Source organism: Bradyrhizobium sp. CCGB20 (assembly GCF_024199855.1).
Classification (GTDB): domain Bacteria; phylum Pseudomonadota; class Alphaproteobacteria; order Rhizobiales; family Xanthobacteraceae; genus Bradyrhizobium.
The window spans coordinates 5242701-5259643 of record NZ_JANADN010000001.1; the positions used below are offsets into that span (position 1 = coordinate 5242701).

The 16943-nt window shown below is 66.3% G+C and carries 13 protein-coding genes; all 13 read right to left on the reverse strand.

All coding sequences use genetic code 11. From position 1 onward, the window contains the following. Window positions 1-21: 21 nt before the first annotated feature. Window positions 22-1173: an RIP metalloprotease RseP gene (rseP, locus tag NLM15_RS24310; protein WP_254119977.1), complete on the reverse strand. Its 1152-nt coding sequence runs from the start codon at window positions 1171-1173 to the stop codon at window positions 22-24. A 44-nt stretch (window positions 1174-1217) separates the two neighbouring features. Continuing rightward, on the reverse strand, window positions 1218-2441 hold the full coding sequence (dxr, locus tag NLM15_RS24315; protein ID WP_254119978.1) for a 1-deoxy-D-xylulose-5-phosphate reductoisomerase: 1224 nt from the start codon (window positions 2439-2441) through the stop codon (window positions 1218-1220). A gap of 4 nt (window positions 2442-2445) precedes the next feature. After that, window positions 2446-3288 (reverse strand): phosphatidate cytidylyltransferase, encoded by an 843-nt coding sequence (locus tag NLM15_RS24320; RefSeq protein ID WP_254119979.1) that lies wholly within the window; start codon window positions 3286-3288, stop codon window positions 2446-2448. Further along, window positions 3285-4043, reverse strand: a complete 759-nt coding sequence (locus NLM15_RS24325; RefSeq protein ID WP_254119980.1) for an isoprenyl transferase — start codon at window positions 4041-4043, stop codon at window positions 3285-3287. The genes NLM15_RS24320 and NLM15_RS24325 overlap by 4 nt, the downstream gene beginning before the upstream one ends. 102 nt (window positions 4044-4145) lie before the next feature. Beyond that, entirely contained in the window at window positions 4146-4709 is a 564-nt protein-coding gene (gene frr / locus NLM15_RS24330) for a ribosome recycling factor (RefSeq protein WP_254119981.1), read from the reverse strand. Between the two features lie 63 nt (window positions 4710-4772). After that, window positions 4773-5489 (reverse strand): UMP kinase, encoded by a 717-nt coding sequence (gene pyrH, locus NLM15_RS24335; protein WP_254119982.1) that lies wholly within the window; start codon window positions 5487-5489, stop codon window positions 4773-4775. Between the two features lie 60 nt (window positions 5490-5549). After that, on the reverse strand, window positions 5550-6473 hold the full coding sequence (gene tsf / locus NLM15_RS24340; protein ID WP_254119983.1) for a translation elongation factor Ts: 924 nt from the start codon (window positions 6471-6473) through the stop codon (window positions 5550-5552). A 134-nt stretch (window positions 6474-6607) separates the two neighbouring features. Continuing rightward, window positions 6608-7603, reverse strand: coding sequence for a 30S ribosomal protein S2 (locus NLM15_RS24345; RefSeq protein WP_254119984.1), 996 nt, complete (start codon window positions 7601-7603; stop codon window positions 6608-6610). 211 nt (window positions 7604-7814) lie between these two features. Continuing rightward, window positions 7815-10358 carry a caspase family protein gene (locus NLM15_RS24350; protein WP_254119985.1) on the reverse strand — a complete coding sequence of 848 codons (2544 nt, stop codon included), beginning with the start codon at window positions 10356-10358 and terminating at the stop codon, window positions 7815-7817. Window positions 10359-10540: 182 nt separating this feature from the next. Beyond that, the gene (locus tag NLM15_RS24355) at window positions 10541-11281 is read right to left on the reverse strand and encodes a carbonic anhydrase (RefSeq protein ID WP_254119986.1); all 741 of its coding nucleotides are present in this window, start codon (window positions 11279-11281) and stop codon (window positions 10541-10543) included. Between the two features lie 89 nt (window positions 11282-11370). After that, complete coding sequence (locus NLM15_RS24360) at window positions 11371-11877, reverse strand: DUF2846 domain-containing protein (RefSeq protein ID WP_254119987.1); 507 nt, start codon at window positions 11875-11877, stop codon at window positions 11371-11373. Window positions 11878-12008: 131 nt separating this feature from the next. Beyond that, the gene (gene dnaE, locus NLM15_RS24365; protein ID WP_254119988.1) at window positions 12009-15512 is read right to left on the reverse strand and encodes a DNA polymerase III subunit alpha; all 3504 of its coding nucleotides are present in this window, start codon (window positions 15510-15512) and stop codon (window positions 12009-12011) included. Window positions 15513-15988: 476 nt separating this feature from the next. Further along, window positions 15989-16708 (reverse strand): outer membrane protein, encoded by a 720-nt coding sequence (locus NLM15_RS24370; RefSeq protein ID WP_254119989.1) that lies wholly within the window; start codon window positions 16706-16708, stop codon window positions 15989-15991. Window positions 16709-16943 lie beyond the last annotated feature (235 nt).

The window sequence follows — 16943 nt, forward strand, 5'->3', positions numbered from 1 at the left end:
AACGCCACAAAAAAGCCCTGATCAGGACGCTGCCATCCGCAGAATGTCATTGTAGGTGGCAAACACCATCAACATCAGCACCAAACCGAGCCCGATTCGGAACCCCATCTCCTGAGTCCGCTCGGACAGCGGCCGACCCCGGACCACTTCCGCCGCATAGAACATCAGGTGACCGCCATCGAGCAGCGGAATCGGGAACAGGTTCAGCAGCCCGATCGACACCGACAGCACCGCGCACAGATTGATCACGAACTGGAACCCGGCGCTGGCCGCCTGCCCCGACATCTTCGCGATGCCGAGAACGCCGCTGACCTCGTTGGGATTGCCGTTTCCGACGAACAACGAGCCCAGGAACTTGAAGGTGCTGGTGATGATGAACCAGACCTGCTCGACCCCGATCTTGAGCGCTTCGCCGACTCCGACCGGCGTGGTCGAGGCCTCACCGGCCTGCGACTTGTGCTCGACGCCGAGCACGCCGAGGCGGTGACTGTTGCCGAAGGGATCCTTGCGCTCGAGCAGCGCCGGCGTCGCGGTCAGGGAGACGATGGCGCCATCCCGCTTGACCTGGAAGGCAAGCGCCGAACCGGCATTCATCGCAACGATTCGCTGCATGTCGGCAAAGCTCTCGATCGGCTTGCCGTCGATCTGCACCACGACGTCGCCGATCTTGAAGCCGGCCGCAGCCGCAGCGCCATCGGCGACAACGCCATCGACGCGCGCGATCGTGCTCGGCTTGCCGTAATAGAGTGCCATGCCGGCGAAGATCAGCGCGCCCAGGATGAAATTGGCGATCGGTCCGGCGGCGACGATGGCGGCGCGCGGGCCGACCTTCTTATGGTGGAAGCTACCGGCGCGCTCCTCGGCGGTCATGGCCGCGAGCGTCTCGGCCGACGGCGTCGAGGCTTCGCTCTCGTCGCCGAAGAATTTGACGTAGCCGCCGAGCGGGATCGCCGAGATTTTCCAGCGGGTGCCGTGGCGGTCGTTGAAACCGACCAGCTCGGGTCCGAAACCAAGCGAGAAGGTCAACACCCGAACGCCGGCCCAGCGCGCGACCAGAAAATGGCCGAGCTCGTGGAAGAACACGACGATCGTCAGGACGAACAGGAAGGGAACCGCGTAGCCGAGGAGCCCATGGCTCAACGTATTGAAACTATGGACAAAAAAGTCAATCATCGAATTCCCTCATCCAGCGCCGCAAGGCCCTGGCCCGGAGCCATCTAGGATGCCTTTAAGGCAATTTGAGGCAATAGGGCGGCAGCTCTATTTCGAGCAACATGGTCAACGGAGATTGCATCGTCGGCGGACGTCAGCGGAGCCTGGTTCCCGCCACGGACCCAGTCGTCCAGCGTCGCCTCGACCAGCCGCGCAATCGCGCCAAACCGGATCTTGCCGGCGATGAAGGCGGCGACCGCCACCTCGTTGGCGGCGTTGTAGACGGTGGTCGCCCCCTTCCCGGTCCGGAGCGAATCGAAGGCGAGCCGAAGCCCGGGGAAGCGCTCGAAGTCCGGCGCCTCGAAGGTCAGCTGGCCGATCTTGGCCAGATCGAGCTTGGCCGCCGGCCCCTTGATGCGATCGGGCCAGCCGAGGCAGTGCGCGATCGGCGTGCGCATGTCGGGGGCGCCGAGCTGGGCCATCACCGAGCGGTCGGAGAACTCGACCATGCCGTGGATGATCGACTGCGGATGCACGAGAACATCGATCTCGTCGGGCGAGAGCGCGAACAGATAGGACGCCTCGATCACCTCGAGCCCCTTGTTCATCATCGAGGCGGAATCGATCGTGATCTTCTGACCCATGCTCCAGTTCGGATGCTTCAGGGCCTGCTCGAGCGTTGCCTGCTCGATGTCGGCGGGCTTCCAGGTCCGGAACGGGCCGCCCGAGGCCGTGATGATGACGCGGACCAGTTCGTCGCGATTGCCCGATGCCAAGGCCTGGAACAGCGCGTTGTGCTCCGAGTCAGCCGGCAGGATGCAGGCGCCCGCTTTCGCGGCGCGCTGCATGAAGAAATCGCCGGCGCAGACGAGACATTCCTTATTGGCCAGCGCGACATGCGCGCCGCGATCGACCGCGGCCAGGGCCGGTTTCAGTCCGGCGGCGCCACTTACGGCGGCCATCACCCAATCGGCCGGGCGCGCGCCGGCTTCGATCACCGCGCTTTCGCCCGCGCCGCATTCCGTGCTCGTTCCCGCGAGCGCAGCCTTGAGATCGGCGAGCTTGGACGTGTCGGCGATCGCGACGTAGCGCGCGGAAAACTCCCTGGCGAGCTTTGCCAGCGCTTCGACATTGCCGTTCGCCGTCAAGGCTTCGACGCGATAGCGCTCGGGAGAGGCGCGCAGCAGATCCATCGTGCTGTCGCCAATCGAGCCGGTGGCGCCGAGAACCGTGACACTGCGGACGCTCGACGCCGCAGCCTTGTTGTTACGCAATGGGACCGCGCTCATATCCTCACCAAACCATAAGACCGCTTCCGGCGCTATGCACACCATGGCGGAGAAAACCGATAATCCATGCCATCAGGATGGCCGCGACAAAACCGTCCAGACGGTCCAGTAGCCCGCCATGGCCGGGAATCAAGTGACTGGAATCCTTGACACCGAAGCGCCGCTTCACCGCGGATTCGAACAGATCCCCGAGTTGTGACACCACCGACAGGATGGCGCTCACGAGCAGAAGTGGAACCGCCTTTCCGATCCCGCAAGCGGCAAACCCCGCCGCGACCGCAAGGCTCGCGGCAAAACCGCCGAATGCCCCGGCCCAGGTCTTCTTCGGGCTCACCCGCGGCCAGAGCTTCGGTCCGCCAATGCTGCGTCCGGCAAAATAGCCGCCGATATCGGTCGCCCATACCACCAGCAGCACGAACATCAGTGCGGAGAAACCGTTGACGAGATCCTTCCGCAACAGGATCGAGGCCAGCAGCGCCGCCGACGCATAGGCAAAGCCGGTGGCGGCCCAGACGAACTTGCCGCGTGCGATCAGGGTCACGATCGCGCCGCCGATGAGGCCGGTGACGACCGAGGTCTTGAGCGCGCCGAAAGCGACGGAGGCCCCCATCATGGCGATGACGACCGTCCCTGCCCCGGTCAGCGCGGCCGAGCCCGCGCCCACCACCATCAGCCATTCCGCGAACAGGCCGATCGAAACCAGGGTGACGAGAAGCGCCCACAGCCAGCCGCCGGCGTAGGCGATCGCAATGGTCAGCGGCGCCAGCACCAGCGCTGCGAGGACTCGCATCACGAGATTGCTCGGGGCAGGCTTGGCGCCCGCCGATACGGCGTCGGGTTCGCTCACGAGGCGGTTTTCGCGACCAGGCCGCCGAAACGGCGCTCGCGCCTGGCAAATTCGGCGATTGCGCCTTCCAGCGCCGCCTTGTCGAAATCGGGCCAGTGGATCGGCACGAAGACCAGCTCGCTATAGGCGGCCTGCCACATCAGGAAATTGGACAGGCGCTGCTCGCCGCTGGTGCGGATGATGAGATCGGGATCGGGAATGTCGGGCGCATCGAGATGCGCGCCAAGCGTCTCGGCGTCGATCGTATCGGGATCGCGCTTGCCGTCTGCGACCTCCCGCGCGAGCTTCTGCGCGGCTTTCGCGATTTCGTGCCGCGAACCGTAATTGAAGGCGACGACCAGCGTCAGGCGCGTGTTGTCGCGCGTCAGCTCCTCGGCCTCGTTGAGGAGCGCGCAGATGTCGCCCTCTAGGCCGTCACGTTCGCCGATGATGCGGACCTTGACGCCGTCGCGATGCAGGCTCGCGAGATCGTTGCGGATGAAACGGCGGAGCAGACCGAAGAGGTCGCCGATCTCGCTCGCCGGGCGCGACCAGTTCTCCGAAGAGAACGAGAAGATGGTGAGATAGCGGATGCCGAGCTCGTGCGAGGCACGCACCACGCGGCGCAGCGCCTCGACACCGCGGCGATGCCCTTCGGCCCGCGGCAGGCCGCGCGCGGCCGCCCAACGCCCGTTGCCATCCATGATGATGGCGACATGCGCAGGCGCGTCGGACCGGTCGGGTCCTTCCGTTGCTGGCGCGGCGGCGTTGGACATGAGAGCGGCCTTAAAGCACGATCCGGAAAAGTGCGAAGCGGTTTTCCGACAAGATCATGCGCGAACAATACTCCAAAGCGCGATGATGATCCTCATCGCGCTTTAGACGGTGAGGATTTCTTTTTCCTTGGCGGCCAGCAACTGGTCGATCTCGGTGATCGTGCCGTCGGTCGCCTTCTGCACCTCGTCGGCGTGGCGCTTCTGGTCGTCTTCCGACATCTCGTGATTCTTCTCGAGCTTCTTGAGCACGTCGAGGCCGTCGCGGCGGACGTGACGCGCGGCGACTTTGGCCGCTTCCGCGTATTTGTGCGCGACCTTGACGAGTTCCTTGCGACGCTCCTCGTTGAGCTCGGGGATGCGCAGGCGCAGCACCTGGCCTTCGGTCGCGGGCGACAGCCCGAGATTGGAATCGACGATCGCCTTCTCGACCGGCTTGACCATCGACTTGTCCCAGACCTGCACCGAGATCAGCCGCGGCTCCGGCACGCTGACGGTGGCAAGCTGGTTGAGCGGCATGTGGCTGCCATAAGCCTCGACCTGGACCGGATCGAGCATCGAGGCCGACGCGCGTCCCGTGCGCAGGCCGCCAAGCTCGTGCTTGAGCGACTGGACGGCGCCTTGCATGCGACGCTTCACTTCGTTGAGGTCGAAACTACCCGTGGCCATCATGCTTCTCCTTCAAAATCCCGGCGACCTCTCCGCGCCCCTGCGGGCGCGACCGATGAGCCGTCAGCCGGCGACGATGGTTCCGTGGCCGCCGCCACGCAGTACAGCGCCGATCGAACCCGGCTCTGCGATCGAGAACACGATGATAGGCAGCGCCGTCTCGCGGGCAAGCGCGAAGGCGGTCGCGTCCATCACCTTGTAGCCGCCCTCGATGGCCTGCGAATGCGTCAGCCGGTCGAACCGCGTCGCGGTCGGGTCCTTTTTCGGGTCGGCTGAGTAGACGCCGTCGACATTGGTTGCCTTCAGCACCGCCTCGGCTCCGATCTCGGCGGCGCGCAGCACCGCGGTCGTATCGGTGGTGAAGAACGGATTGCCGGTTCCGCCGCCGAGCAGCACGATCCGGCCCTCGGCGAGGTATTTGTGCGCCGCAGTACGGGTGAACAGCTCGGAAATCTCGGGCATCACGAAGGCGGACAGCGTGCGCGCCGGCGTGCCCTTGCGCTCGATCGTCGCCTCCAGCGCGAGGCAGTTCATCATGGTGGCGAGCATGCCCATGGTGTCGCCGGTCGTGCGAGAGACGCCGCGCGAAGACACCTCGACGCCGCGCACGATGTTGCCGCCGCCGATCACCACCGCAACCTCGGTGCCGAGCTGGCGGGCGGCGATCAGATCGTCCGCAACCCGGTCGAGGGTCGGCTGATCGATGCCAAAACCCTGCTGTCCCGCGAGGTATTCGCCGGACAGCTTGATCACGACGCGACGATAGACCGGATCAGTCATGAGCACTTTCCTCGTCCGGGCGCCGCTTCCGGCGGCACGCCGGAAGGAACGTTCCGGCGCTTACTTCTTGCCGCTGGCCGCCGCGACCTCGGCCGCGAAGTCGCTTTCCTGCTTCTCGATTCCCTCGCCGAGAGCATAGCGCACAAAGCCCGCGATCTTCACAGCGCCGCCGACCTTGCCTTCGGCTTCCTTCACCGCCTGCGCCACCGACTTGCCGGTGTCGTGGATGAAGGCCTGCTCGAGCAGGCAGACTTCCTTGTAGTAGGTCTTGAGGCCGGACTCGACGATCTTCTCGATCACGTTCTCGGGCTTGCCCTGCTGGCGATATTTGTCGGCGAGCACGTCCTTCTCGCGCTTGACGACCACCGGATCGAGGCCGGACGGATCGAGCGCGAGCGGGTTGGCGGCCGCGACATGCATCGCGATCTGGCGGCCGAGCGCTGCAAGCTCGTCGGCCTTGCCGGGCGATTCCAGCGCGACGATCACGCCCATCTTGCCGGCGCCTTCGACCACGGCACCGTGGACGTAGCTCGACACGACGCCCTGCGTCACTTCGAGCGAAGCGGCGCGGCGCAGCGTCATGTTCTCGCCGATGGTGGCGATCGCGTCATTGATTGCGGCTTCGACCGTGACGTCGCCGACCTTGGCGGCCTTGATCTTCTCGACATCGGCGCCGGCGTCGAATGCGACCTGGGCGACCATCTTGACGAGGCCCTGGAACTGGCCGTTGCGCGCGACGAAGTCGGTCTCGGAGTTGACCTCGACCACGACGCCCTTGGTGCCCTTGGTGAGCGCGCCGATCAGGCCTTCCGCGGCGACGCGGCCGGACTTCTTGGCGGCCTTCGACAGGCCCTTCTTGCGCAGCCAGTCCTGCGCCGCTTCCATGTCGCCGCTGGTCTCGGTGAGCGCGGCCTTGCAGTCCATCATGCCTGCGCCGGTGGACTCGCGCAGGTCCTTGACCATCGCCGCTGTGATCGTTGCCATCGTTGAAAATCCTTCTTGCCTGCCGGTTTGCCGCGGCGTGGCATCACATAGCCCCGCCGCGGTCCATCTCAGGAATTCGCGTCAACTGAAATGGTGGCCGGACTTATATCCGGCCAACCCATCGCTCTTTTTGACTATTCCGCTTCCGCGGTCAGCGCCTTGGCCTTGGCCACCCAGGCATCCGCGCGGCTCGGCAGACCGACTTCTTCGCCGATCTTGTGCGCGGTGTCGTGGTCGAGCTCGGCGAGCTGCCAGTAATGGAAGATGCCGAGGTCGTTGAACTTCTTCTCGATTGCGCCCGAAACGCCCGGGAGCTTCTTGAGATCGTCGGCGGTGCCGCGCGGACCGGCAAGGCCCTGGAAGCCGCTCGCCGACGCAGCCGGCAGCTCTTCGGCGGCCGGACGAACCGAGGCGCCGATGTCGATGCCCGAATCGCCCTGGGCGCGCGAGATTCCGTCGATCGCCGCACGCGCGATCAGGTCGCAGTACAGCGCGATCGCGCGGCCGGCGTCGTCGTTGCCCGGGACCACATAGGTGATGCCCTTGGGATCCGAATTGGTGTCGACGATCGCGGCGACCGGGATGTTGAGCCGCTGGGCTTCCTGGATCGCGATGTCTTCCTTGTTGGTGTCGATCACGAAGATCAGGTCGGGCAGACCGCCCATGTCCTTGATGCCGCCGAGCGAACGGTCGAGCTTGTCGCGCTCGCGCTGCAGCGTCAGACGCTCCTTCTTGGTGTAGGAGCTGGCGTCGCCGCCGGAGAGCACGTCATCGAGATGACGCAGGCGCTTGATCGAGGCCGAGATCGTCTTCCAGTTGGTCAGCGTGCCGCCGAGCCAGCGCGAATTGACGAAATACTGCGCGCAGCGCTTCGCAGCGTCGGCGACGCCGTCCTGCGCCTGGCGCTTGGTGCCGACGAACAGGATGCGGCCGCCCTTGGCGACGGTGTCGCTGACCGCCTGCAAGGCGGTGTGCAGCATCGGCACGGTCTGCGCGAGGTCGACAATGTGGATGTTGTTGCGGGCGCCGAAAATGAACGGTGCCATTTTCGGATTCCAGCGGTGAGACTGGTGACCGAAGTGCACGCCAGCTTCGAGGAGCTGACGCATAGTGAAATCGGGTAGTGCCATCGTTCTAATTCTCCGGTTGGTTCCTCCGGAAACGTGTGAGCAAAACGGAGCGTTCTCGCCCCGGCTGCCACCGGACGGCCTTGTGAGCCATGTTTCCGTGTGAGATGGCGCGCTGTATAGCGCCATTTCGGCCAGAAGCAAGGAAATAAGGGCCTTTCGGGGGCAGTTTTCGCCCGCGAGAGGCCCTGTTCCGTAAAGACCGCGCTGCGCCCTAGCACTTCGGCTGGTTCGGCGGGCACTTCTTCGCCGCCGGCGGCGGGGCCGCTGGGCGCGGCGGAGGGGCCGCCGGACGCGGCGGGGGCGGTGGCGCAACCGCCATCCTGGGCGGCGGCGGTGGCGCCGGCCGGGCTACCGGAGGTGGCGGCGCGGGCCGCGCCATGGGTGGAGGTGCAGGCCGGGCCATGGGCGGCGGCGCCGGCCGTGCCACTGCCACAGGCGGAGCGACCCGGGCCGGCGGAGGCGATGCGACACGCGGCGGCGGTGCCGGGCGTGCGACGGCTGCCGGTGGCGGAGGCATCGGCCTCGCCACGGCCTGCGGTCGCGACGGTGGTGGTGCCGACGGCCGGCCAGCGTGAGCGGGAGCAGCCGAGGGCTGATTCTGCGGCCTGACAGGCTCGCGCGCGGCCGAGGGGGGCGGCGTGACTGGCCTTCCCGCGGCGCCTGGCGGCGTGCCGGGCCCGCCCGCAGCCGGCGGTGAGCCGGCCGGCTCACGGGTTGCGGACCTGCCATGATCCCTAGGCCCGGCTCCGGGCGGAGTCTGTGCCACCGGCGGCTTCGGCGGTTGGCCGGGCGCAGCCCCCGGATTTGTCGCGGTGGGCGCGGCCGTCGCAGGCGCGGCGGCCGTTGGCGCACCGGGACGACCGGGCAGCGTTGTGCCGGGAGCAGCAGTGGTCGGCGCCCCCGGCTGCGTCGGCGGGGTCGTGCCGGGTGCGGTTGCTGTCGGCGACAACGGCCTGCCGCCCGGAGTCCCCGCCCCGGCCGGCGGTGCCGGCGGGCCGCCCTGGGCACCGGGAACCGGCAGCGTGTTGGCCTGGGGCAGCCTGGCTGGCGGCGTGGCCGTCGGCGCAGCGGATGGTGCGGCAGTCGGCGCAACATTGACCGGCGTCGCCGGAGATATCCCGGGCCTCGCCATCGGCCGGATCGCCGCGCTCGGCGGCATCGGCGCCTTGCCTTCCTGAATCAGGGCGGCGCGCTGCGTGGCGGCCTGCGGCAGGGTTGGGCCCGCGGGATTGCCACGGCCGGCAATCGCCGGCGCCAGATTGCCCTGTCCTACGGCCCCTCCGCCTGCTCCGGCGGGCGGCGCCGGCGGCCGGTTGATCACCGTGTTGATGACCGTGGTGTTGTGGATGTTCTGGTAGATGATGTTGTTCGGCGGCGGCGCGACATAGACCGGCGGCCTGACGAACACCGGGATCGGCACGAACACCGGCTGCGGCAGCACGAACAGGCCGACCACCGGCAGCGGCGGAGGCAGCACGACGAAATCGGGCGGCGGCGGCGGCAGGTAGTAGACCGGCGGTGGCGGCGGCGGCGCAAAACCAAAATCGGGATCGCTGAAGTACAGCACGGGACGATCGACATAGACCACCTCCTCCGGCGGCGGTGGCGGCACGTCATAGTCGATCATCGCAAAGCTCGGCGGCGGCTCGACCGGCGCGGTGAGGATCGCGAGACGACGGCGCGCATCGGCCGCGTGCGGCCCGCGCGGATAGCGGCGCAGATACGACCAGTACGCTTCCGGCGTGTCGTTGCGATAGGTCCGCCGCCAGGTGATCGCCTCGCGGCGCGCCGCGACGATCGCCATCACGCGCTTCGACATCGGATCGCCGGGATAGGCCGTGAGAAACTCCTCATAGGCCGGCAGCGTGTCGCGCTCGAGCGCGGCGGCATAGGCGTCCTGCACGCCGAGATCGCGGATCGGCTTGTTGCGGATCGCGGCAACCTGGTCGGGCGCGGCCTCCGGCGGCGGCGCATCGGGCCCGCGCTCGAAGAACGAGAAGGGCGCCGAGATCTTCGCCTCGTTCCAGGGCACCTGCGCGCCCTTGCTGGCCTCGTTGACGCGCAGACGGACGCGGTCGAACACCTCAGGCAGCGGCAGGCCGCCGGTACGGATCATCTCGGCCAGCGACTGCGCGTAGATGCCGTACGGGCCGGGCTCTTCCGGCGCCACCGTGCCGGGCGCGGCGTTGAAGGCGATCAGCATGTTCGGATCGGGCTCGACCAGCGCGAGCCCGCTCGCGATCGGCTGGCCACCCTCGATGAAGGGCTGCGCGCGCGCCGCATCGAGCACGACGATGTTGGCCTTGAGCTGAAGGGCCGCGAGCTGGCGCGCATAGTCGCTGATGCGCAGGCCTTCGGTCGGGATGTCGGTGTCGCGGGTGATGTTGGAATCGACCGGGATGAAGTAGTTTTCGCCGGCAAGCTGCACGCCGTAGCCGGCAAGATAGATCATCGCGACGGTGCCGGGCCCGGAGGCCTGCGCCTTCTGGATGAAATCGCGCAAGCTCTTGCGCAGCGTGTCGCCGTCGAGATCACGCGCGCCGACCACGTCGAAGCCGGCCGCTTGCAGCGTCTGCGCGATCAGGCCGGCGTCGTTCGCGGTCGTCGCCAGCGGCGACTTGGCGTAGGCGCCGTTGCCGACCACGAGCGCGACGCGCTTTTCCTGCTGCTGCGCGCGGGCTGGCGCCGGCGCAGCCGCAGCGACGACCAGGATCGGCAAGCAAAAACAGATGAAGGCCTTGAGCGTCCCACGCATGGCTTGTGCCCGCTTTTGTTGTTGAGCTGCCACCACGCATCAAACGCGCGGCCAGCTGAATGGCTCTTGAACGAAAAGCGCGGATTGAGGCGGCGGCATGGCGCCCCCGCCCCCTATCCCCCTGCGTCAGGCCCTCGTAAGCCTCACGACCGCATTGCCGCGCGAGCCCCCGCCAGACACGTTCAGCCCTGTGCGATCAGATCGACCGTTCCGGTCGTGAGCCGGTAGATGCCGCCGACGACCTTCAGCTTGCCCTGATCCACGGCCGCATTGAGGATCGGCGCGGCCGTCTTCAGCTTGGCGATGTTGTCGATCACGTTCTGCCGGATCGCCTTGTTGAGGACGTCCCCGCCCTGCTGCATCGCAGCCTTGGCGGCGGGTGCGATCGCGTCGACCAGCGAGGGAATGTGGCCCGGCGGCGGCTTGTCGTCCTTGATCGCCTTCAGCGTCGCATCGACCGCGCCGCAGGCGTCATGACCGAGGACAAGGATCAGCGGCGCATTCAGCACGGCGACCGCATATTCCATGCTGGCGATAGTCTCAACGCCGGCAAAATTTCCGGCAACGCGGCAAACGAAGAGATCGCCGCGGCCGGTGTCGAAGGCGTATTCCGGCGCGATGCGTGAATCGGCGCAGCTAAGTACGGCCGCGAACGGATTTTGTCCGCCGGCCAGCGCCTCGCGCTCGTGCTTGAAATCGTGCCGCCGCGACACGCCCGAGACGTAACGCGCGTTGCCCTCCATCAGTCGCTTCAACGACGCGTCGGGCGAGATCACGTTCTGCGGCTTCGGCGGCGGCTTGGTCTCCTTGGCGAGGGCCCTGCCGGACAAGGCGAGACTGACGGCGGAGGCGGCGAGAACCAAGGCCGACCGCCGCGTCGGGACGCGACATTCGAACGGACTGTCAGAGCAGTTGGCGCACATGGTTCGCTCCTCGCCTCACATGGTTGGACGATCAGTACAGACCTGCAGACTGCAACGGCGGTACGAAACCCCGGTGCCTTGATGCGCCTTTATTGGGCCAGCCGCAACTCGGCGATCGTCGTCCGCGCCGCCGTTTCGTCCAGCGCCAGGAAATCCACCGGCCCCTGGTTCTTGTAGCCGGCGGTCATCGCCAGCGTGAGACCGTAGCCCAGCAAACCCGTGCTCGCATTTGCGATCACGGCGCTCTTGCGCTCACTCATGCGCGCCGTGAAAAACAGTGTCTCGCCCGAACGCGCGGAGAAATCGATGCGCGTAACGCCGGGAAAACCCGCCTCCTCCGCGACGAACTGATGCGGACCGGCCGGACGGTCCATGTAAACATAAGTTCCGGTTTTCAGACCCGTCAGCGGTGCACCGTCGAGACGGAAATCCCAGCCGGCGTCGGCAAGGCCGCCATAGCCTTTTTCGCGGAGAACGACGATGCGCGCCTGGCCCGCCTTTGGCGGCCCGATCTTCCGCAGCGTCTCCGAATAATCCAGCCCGCTCCTCGCGGTCGTCTCACAGCCGCACAGCAACGCTGCGGCCAACAGCAGCACCAGCCCACGCACCAGCATCACGCCCCCAAAACTTCCCCGGAGACATGCTAGCCGAAATCATCGTCTGGTTGCAACGAGGCGATCGCACTCATCCTGCATATCGCGCCGGCGCGTGCGGTCGCGACCGGCGGTCAGAGCTGCTGCACGTCCACGACGCCCGCGACCGCCTTGATGGCGCCGGCGATCTGCGGCGAGACCTTGAAGCGGCCGGGCAACTTCATCTCGACCTCGGTCTCGAGGTCGAGCATCATCACCAGCGAGACCTCGCCGTCGCCGTTCGAGCGCGGCGCGATGCCGGGACTGCCGACTTTTGGCGCCGCGCCGTTCGAGGCCGCCATGTCGGGTCCGGCGAGACGCTTGGCGATCGAGTCCAGCGGCTTGGTATCGCGCACGAAGATGCGCAGGCCCTTCTGCGTCTTGGCGGCGGCGTCATCGAGCGGCTCGGCATGCAGCACGCGGGCGCGGACGTCCTCGCCCTGCAATTCCGCACCGAGCTGGAGCAGCACGGCGGCGCCCGGCTCGAGCACATCGCGATATTGCGCGAGACCTTCGGAGAACAGCACCGCCTCGAAGTGGCCCGTGGGATCGGAAAGTCCCATAATGCCCATCTTGTTGCCGGTCTTGGTGCGCCGCTCCATGCGCGAGACCACGGTGGCCGCGACCTTGCCGGCGGTGGCGCCGGTCTTCACCGCGCGCGAGAACTCGGCCCATGACTGCACGCGCAGGCGCTTCAGCACGGTGGCGTAATCGTCGAGCGGATGGCCCGACAGGAAGAAGCCGATCGCGTCGTATTCGCGGCGCAGCCGCTCGGCCGGCAGCCACGGCTCGATCTGCGGCAGCATGATGCTGGGCGCATCCGCAGAGCCGCCGAACATGTCGTTCTGGCCGATGGTCTCGGCCTGATGGGCGCGCTGGCAGGAGGCGAGGATCGCATCCGCACCGGCGAAGACGCGGGCGCGATTCGGCTCCAGCGTGTCGAAGGCCCCGGCCGCGGCAAGGCTTTCGATGATGCGCTTGTTGATCGCACGCGGATTGACCCGCGCGGCGAAGTCGGCGAGCGAGGTGAACAGCCCCCGCTTCGTGCGCTCCTCGATGATCTGGTCGATCGCCTGGATGCCGACGCCCTTGAGCGCGGCGAGCGCGTAGTAGATCGTCTTCTCGCCGACCTCGAAGGTCGCGCCGGACCGGTTGATGTTCGGCGGCTCGACCTTGATGCCGAGGCGCTGCGCCTCGGAGCGGAATTCGGAGAGCTTGTCGGTATTGTTGAGGTCGAGCGTCATCGACGCCGCGATGAACTCCACCGGATAATGCGCCTTCATGTAGGCGGTGTGGTAGGACACCAGCGCGTAGGCCGCCGCGTGGCTCTTGTTGAAGCCGTAGTCGGCGAACTTCGCCAGGAGCTCGAAGATGGTCTCGGCCTGCCCCTTCGGCACGCCGTTCTTCACCGCGCCCGCGACGAAGATGTCGCGCTGCTTGTCCATCTCGGCGCGGATCTTCTTGCCCATGGCGCGGCGGAGCAGGTCGGCGTCGCCGAGCGAATAGCCCGACATCACCTGCGCGATCTGCATCACCTGTTCCTGGTAGATGATGACGCCGAAGGTCTCCTTCAGGATCGGCTCCAGCACGGGATGCAGGTATTCCGGCTCCTCGTCGCCGTGCTTGCGCGAGCAATAGGTCGGGATGTTCGCCATCGGGCCCGGGCGATAGAGCGCGACCAGCGCGATGATGTCCTCGAAACGGTCGGGGCGCATGTCGACCAGCGCCCGCCGCATGCCCTGGCTTTCAACCTGGAACACGCCGACCACCTCGCCGCGCGCCAGCATCTGGTAGCTCTCGGCATCATCGATCGGCAGCGTCGCGAGATCGACATGGATGTCGCGCGGCTTGAGCAGCTTGCACGCGACGTCGAGCACGGTCAGCGTCTTCAGGCCGAGGAAGTCGAACTTCACGAGGCCCGCCGGCTCGACCCATTTCATGTTGAACTGGGTCACCGGCATGTCCGACTTCGGATCGCGGTACATCGGCACGAGTTCGCTCAAGGGGCGATCGCCGATCACGATGCCGGCCGCGTGCGTCGAGGCGTGGCGGGTCAGGCCTTCGAGGCGCTGCGCGATGTCGAAGGCGCGCGCCACCACCGGGTCTTCATCGCGGAAGGCCTGAAGCTTCGGCTCGCTCTCGATCGCGGCGGCCAGCGTCACCGGCGCGGCCGGATTCTGCGGCACCAGCTTTGTCAGCTTGTCGACCTGGCCATAGGGCATCTGCAGCACGCGGCCGACGTCGCGCAGCACGCCGCGCGCCTGCAGCGTACCGAAGGTGATGATCTGCGCGACCTGGTCGCGGCCGTAGCGCTCCTGGACGTACTTGATCACCTCGCCGCGGCGGTCCTGGCAGAAGTCGATGTCGAAGTCCGGCATCGAGACGCGTTCCGGATTGAGGAAGCGCTCGAACAGCAGGCCGAACTTGATCGGATCGAGATCGGTGATGGTCAGCGCCCACGCGACCAGCGAGCCGGCGCCCGAACCGCGGCCCGGCCCGACCGGAATCCCTTGCGACTTCGCCCATTTGATGAAGTCCGACACGATCAGGAAGTAGCCTGCGTACTTCATGCGCATGATGACGTCGAGCTCGAACGCCAGGCGCTTGTTGTAATCCTCTTCCGTGGTGCCCTGCGACAGGCCGTGGACCCGCAGGCGATTGGCGAGCCCCTCCTCCGCCTGCCGCTTCAGCTCGGCCGCCTCGACCGCGGCGGCATCGGAGCTTGCAGCGGCGCCGACCGTGAAGAACGGCAGGATCGGCTTGCGCGTCATCGGACGGAACGAGCAGCGCTCGGCGATCTCCACCGTCGAGGCGAGCGCCTCCGGAATGTCGGCGAACAGCACCGCCATCTCGGCGCGGGTCTTGAAGCGGTGATCGGGCGTAAGCTGGACGCGATCGGTTTCGGCGATCAGCCGCCCGCCCGCGATGCAGAGCAGCGCATCGTGCGCCTCGTAATCGTCGGTCGAGGCGAAATACGGCTCGTTGGTCGCGACCAGCGGCAGGCCCTTGGCGTAGGCGATGTCGATCAACCCGCTCTCGACGCGCCGCTCCTTGTCGATGCCGTGGCGCTGCAATTCGACATAGAGGCGATCGCCGAACAGACTCGCGAGCCGTTCGCAGCGCAGGGCCGCAATTTCAGCCTGGCCTGCGGCGAGCGCCAGCGAGATCGGCCCGTCCGGCCCACCCGTCAGCGCGATCAGGCCTTCGGTCTCGCCTTCGAGCCAGTCGAACTTGATGTGGGAGGCGTGGGTGTCGGGCGTCTCCAGGAACGCGCGCGAGTTCAGCCGCATCAGGCTGCGATAGCCGCGCTCCTGCGCCGCCAGCAGCACCACGCGCGAAGGCGGAAGTGCGTTGCGCGCATTCGGATCCTGGTCGCCGAAATCGATCGCGATCTCGCAGCCGACGATCGGCTGGATGCCGGAGCCCGCCATCTTGTCGGAGAACTCCAGCGCACCGAACATGTTGTCGGTGTCGGTCAGCGCCAGCGCGGGCTGGTGGTCTTTCTTGGCAAGCTCGGCGAGCTTGGCGATCTTGATCGAGCCCTTGAGCAGCGAATAGGCCGAGTGAACGTGAAGGTGGACAAATCCGGCGCTCGGCATGGTCGCGTGACGGCCTCTTGCAGATGAGATGGAGCGGTCACCGGCCTTGAGGGGATCGTGAGGGTATCCTCTGCCCGCCCAGCCGACTCGCCTCCCAATGGTGGGGTCTCACCGCTTCAGAGTCCACGGCGGAGCGGCCGCTTCGCCGCGTCGTCCCGCTTTTCAACAAGGGGGCCATTGAGGCGGATCTTGCGACTCACGGCCCTAGAGCTGCGGAATCACCTGCGCCCAGATTGCGATCATCCCGACGAACAGCGAGATCGAGGCGAGTGCGGCGGCTTCTTCCACGAAAATCCTGAACATGGCTTGCTCCATCACCAGAACGTATGAAGAACATTGTTCTCATTTCGTTCTTTGGAGTCAAGCCGTATGAGGGCTCTCGAAATCGGATGGTTAACTCGCTGAATTCACGCAACAAAAAAGCCCCGGCGCAAGGCCGGGGCTTTTCGACGATCGCTCGAAATGAGCGATCAGTCTCAGTAGCGCGCGATCATCGGGCCGCCGAACTTGTAGTTCAGGCGGACGAGACCCATGTCGACGTCCTGACGGATCCGCTCCGAGCCGGCGAAGCCAGCGAAGGTCACGTCCTTGTCGGACAGGAAGATGTGGTTGTACTCGACGCCAACCGACCAGTTCGGAGCGAAGCCGTACTCGAGGCCGGCACCGACCGTGCCACCCCAACGGGTGTCGCTGGTCGAGGCGAGCAGCGCGCCCGCCGTGCTGGAGATCTCGTACTTGTCGCTGACCACAGCCGCACCGCCCTTGACGTAGATCAGGACGTTGTTCCAGGCGTAGCCAACCTGACCGGTGATCAGACCGAACGCATCGATCTTGGTGCGGTTGCGAGTCGCGAACAGCGCGCTGGTGTTGTCGCCGGAGAAGTCGGCCCAGTTGCCCTGGCCTTCCACGCCGAACACCCACTGGCCGGACTGCCAGCGATAGCCGATCTGACCACCGACCGTGCCGCCGGTGGCATCGTGCGAGCCTTCACGACCAACGCCAACGAAGTCCCAGGTCGCGTGCGACGAACCGCCGCCGCCGTTGATGCCGATGTAGAAGCCGCTCCAGTCATAGACGGTAGCGATCATCGCAGGCGCCTTGGTGTAAGGCCGCGCAGCGAGGTCAGCAGCCAGCGCCGGCGCAGTCGCACTGAGCGCGACAAGGCTCACAGCAGCAAGCAACAGATTCTTGTTCATTTGATTCCCGTTCCAGTTTCGTCGTTAGGCCCCCGGGCCGTAGCGTCGTCATAACAGCGCTCGACGGAATTGCTGTAACCTCGACGCAACAGTCACAGTCAAAGGACCCCGTTGCGTTAATGGATATTTAGCAGCGCGCGCGGGAAACCCTTTGAAACAAGAGTTTTCATGAGTTCCACTGTCGACTACACAACATATGTTGCAGCTGTGCGAAGAACACTGATGCCCGCACGAT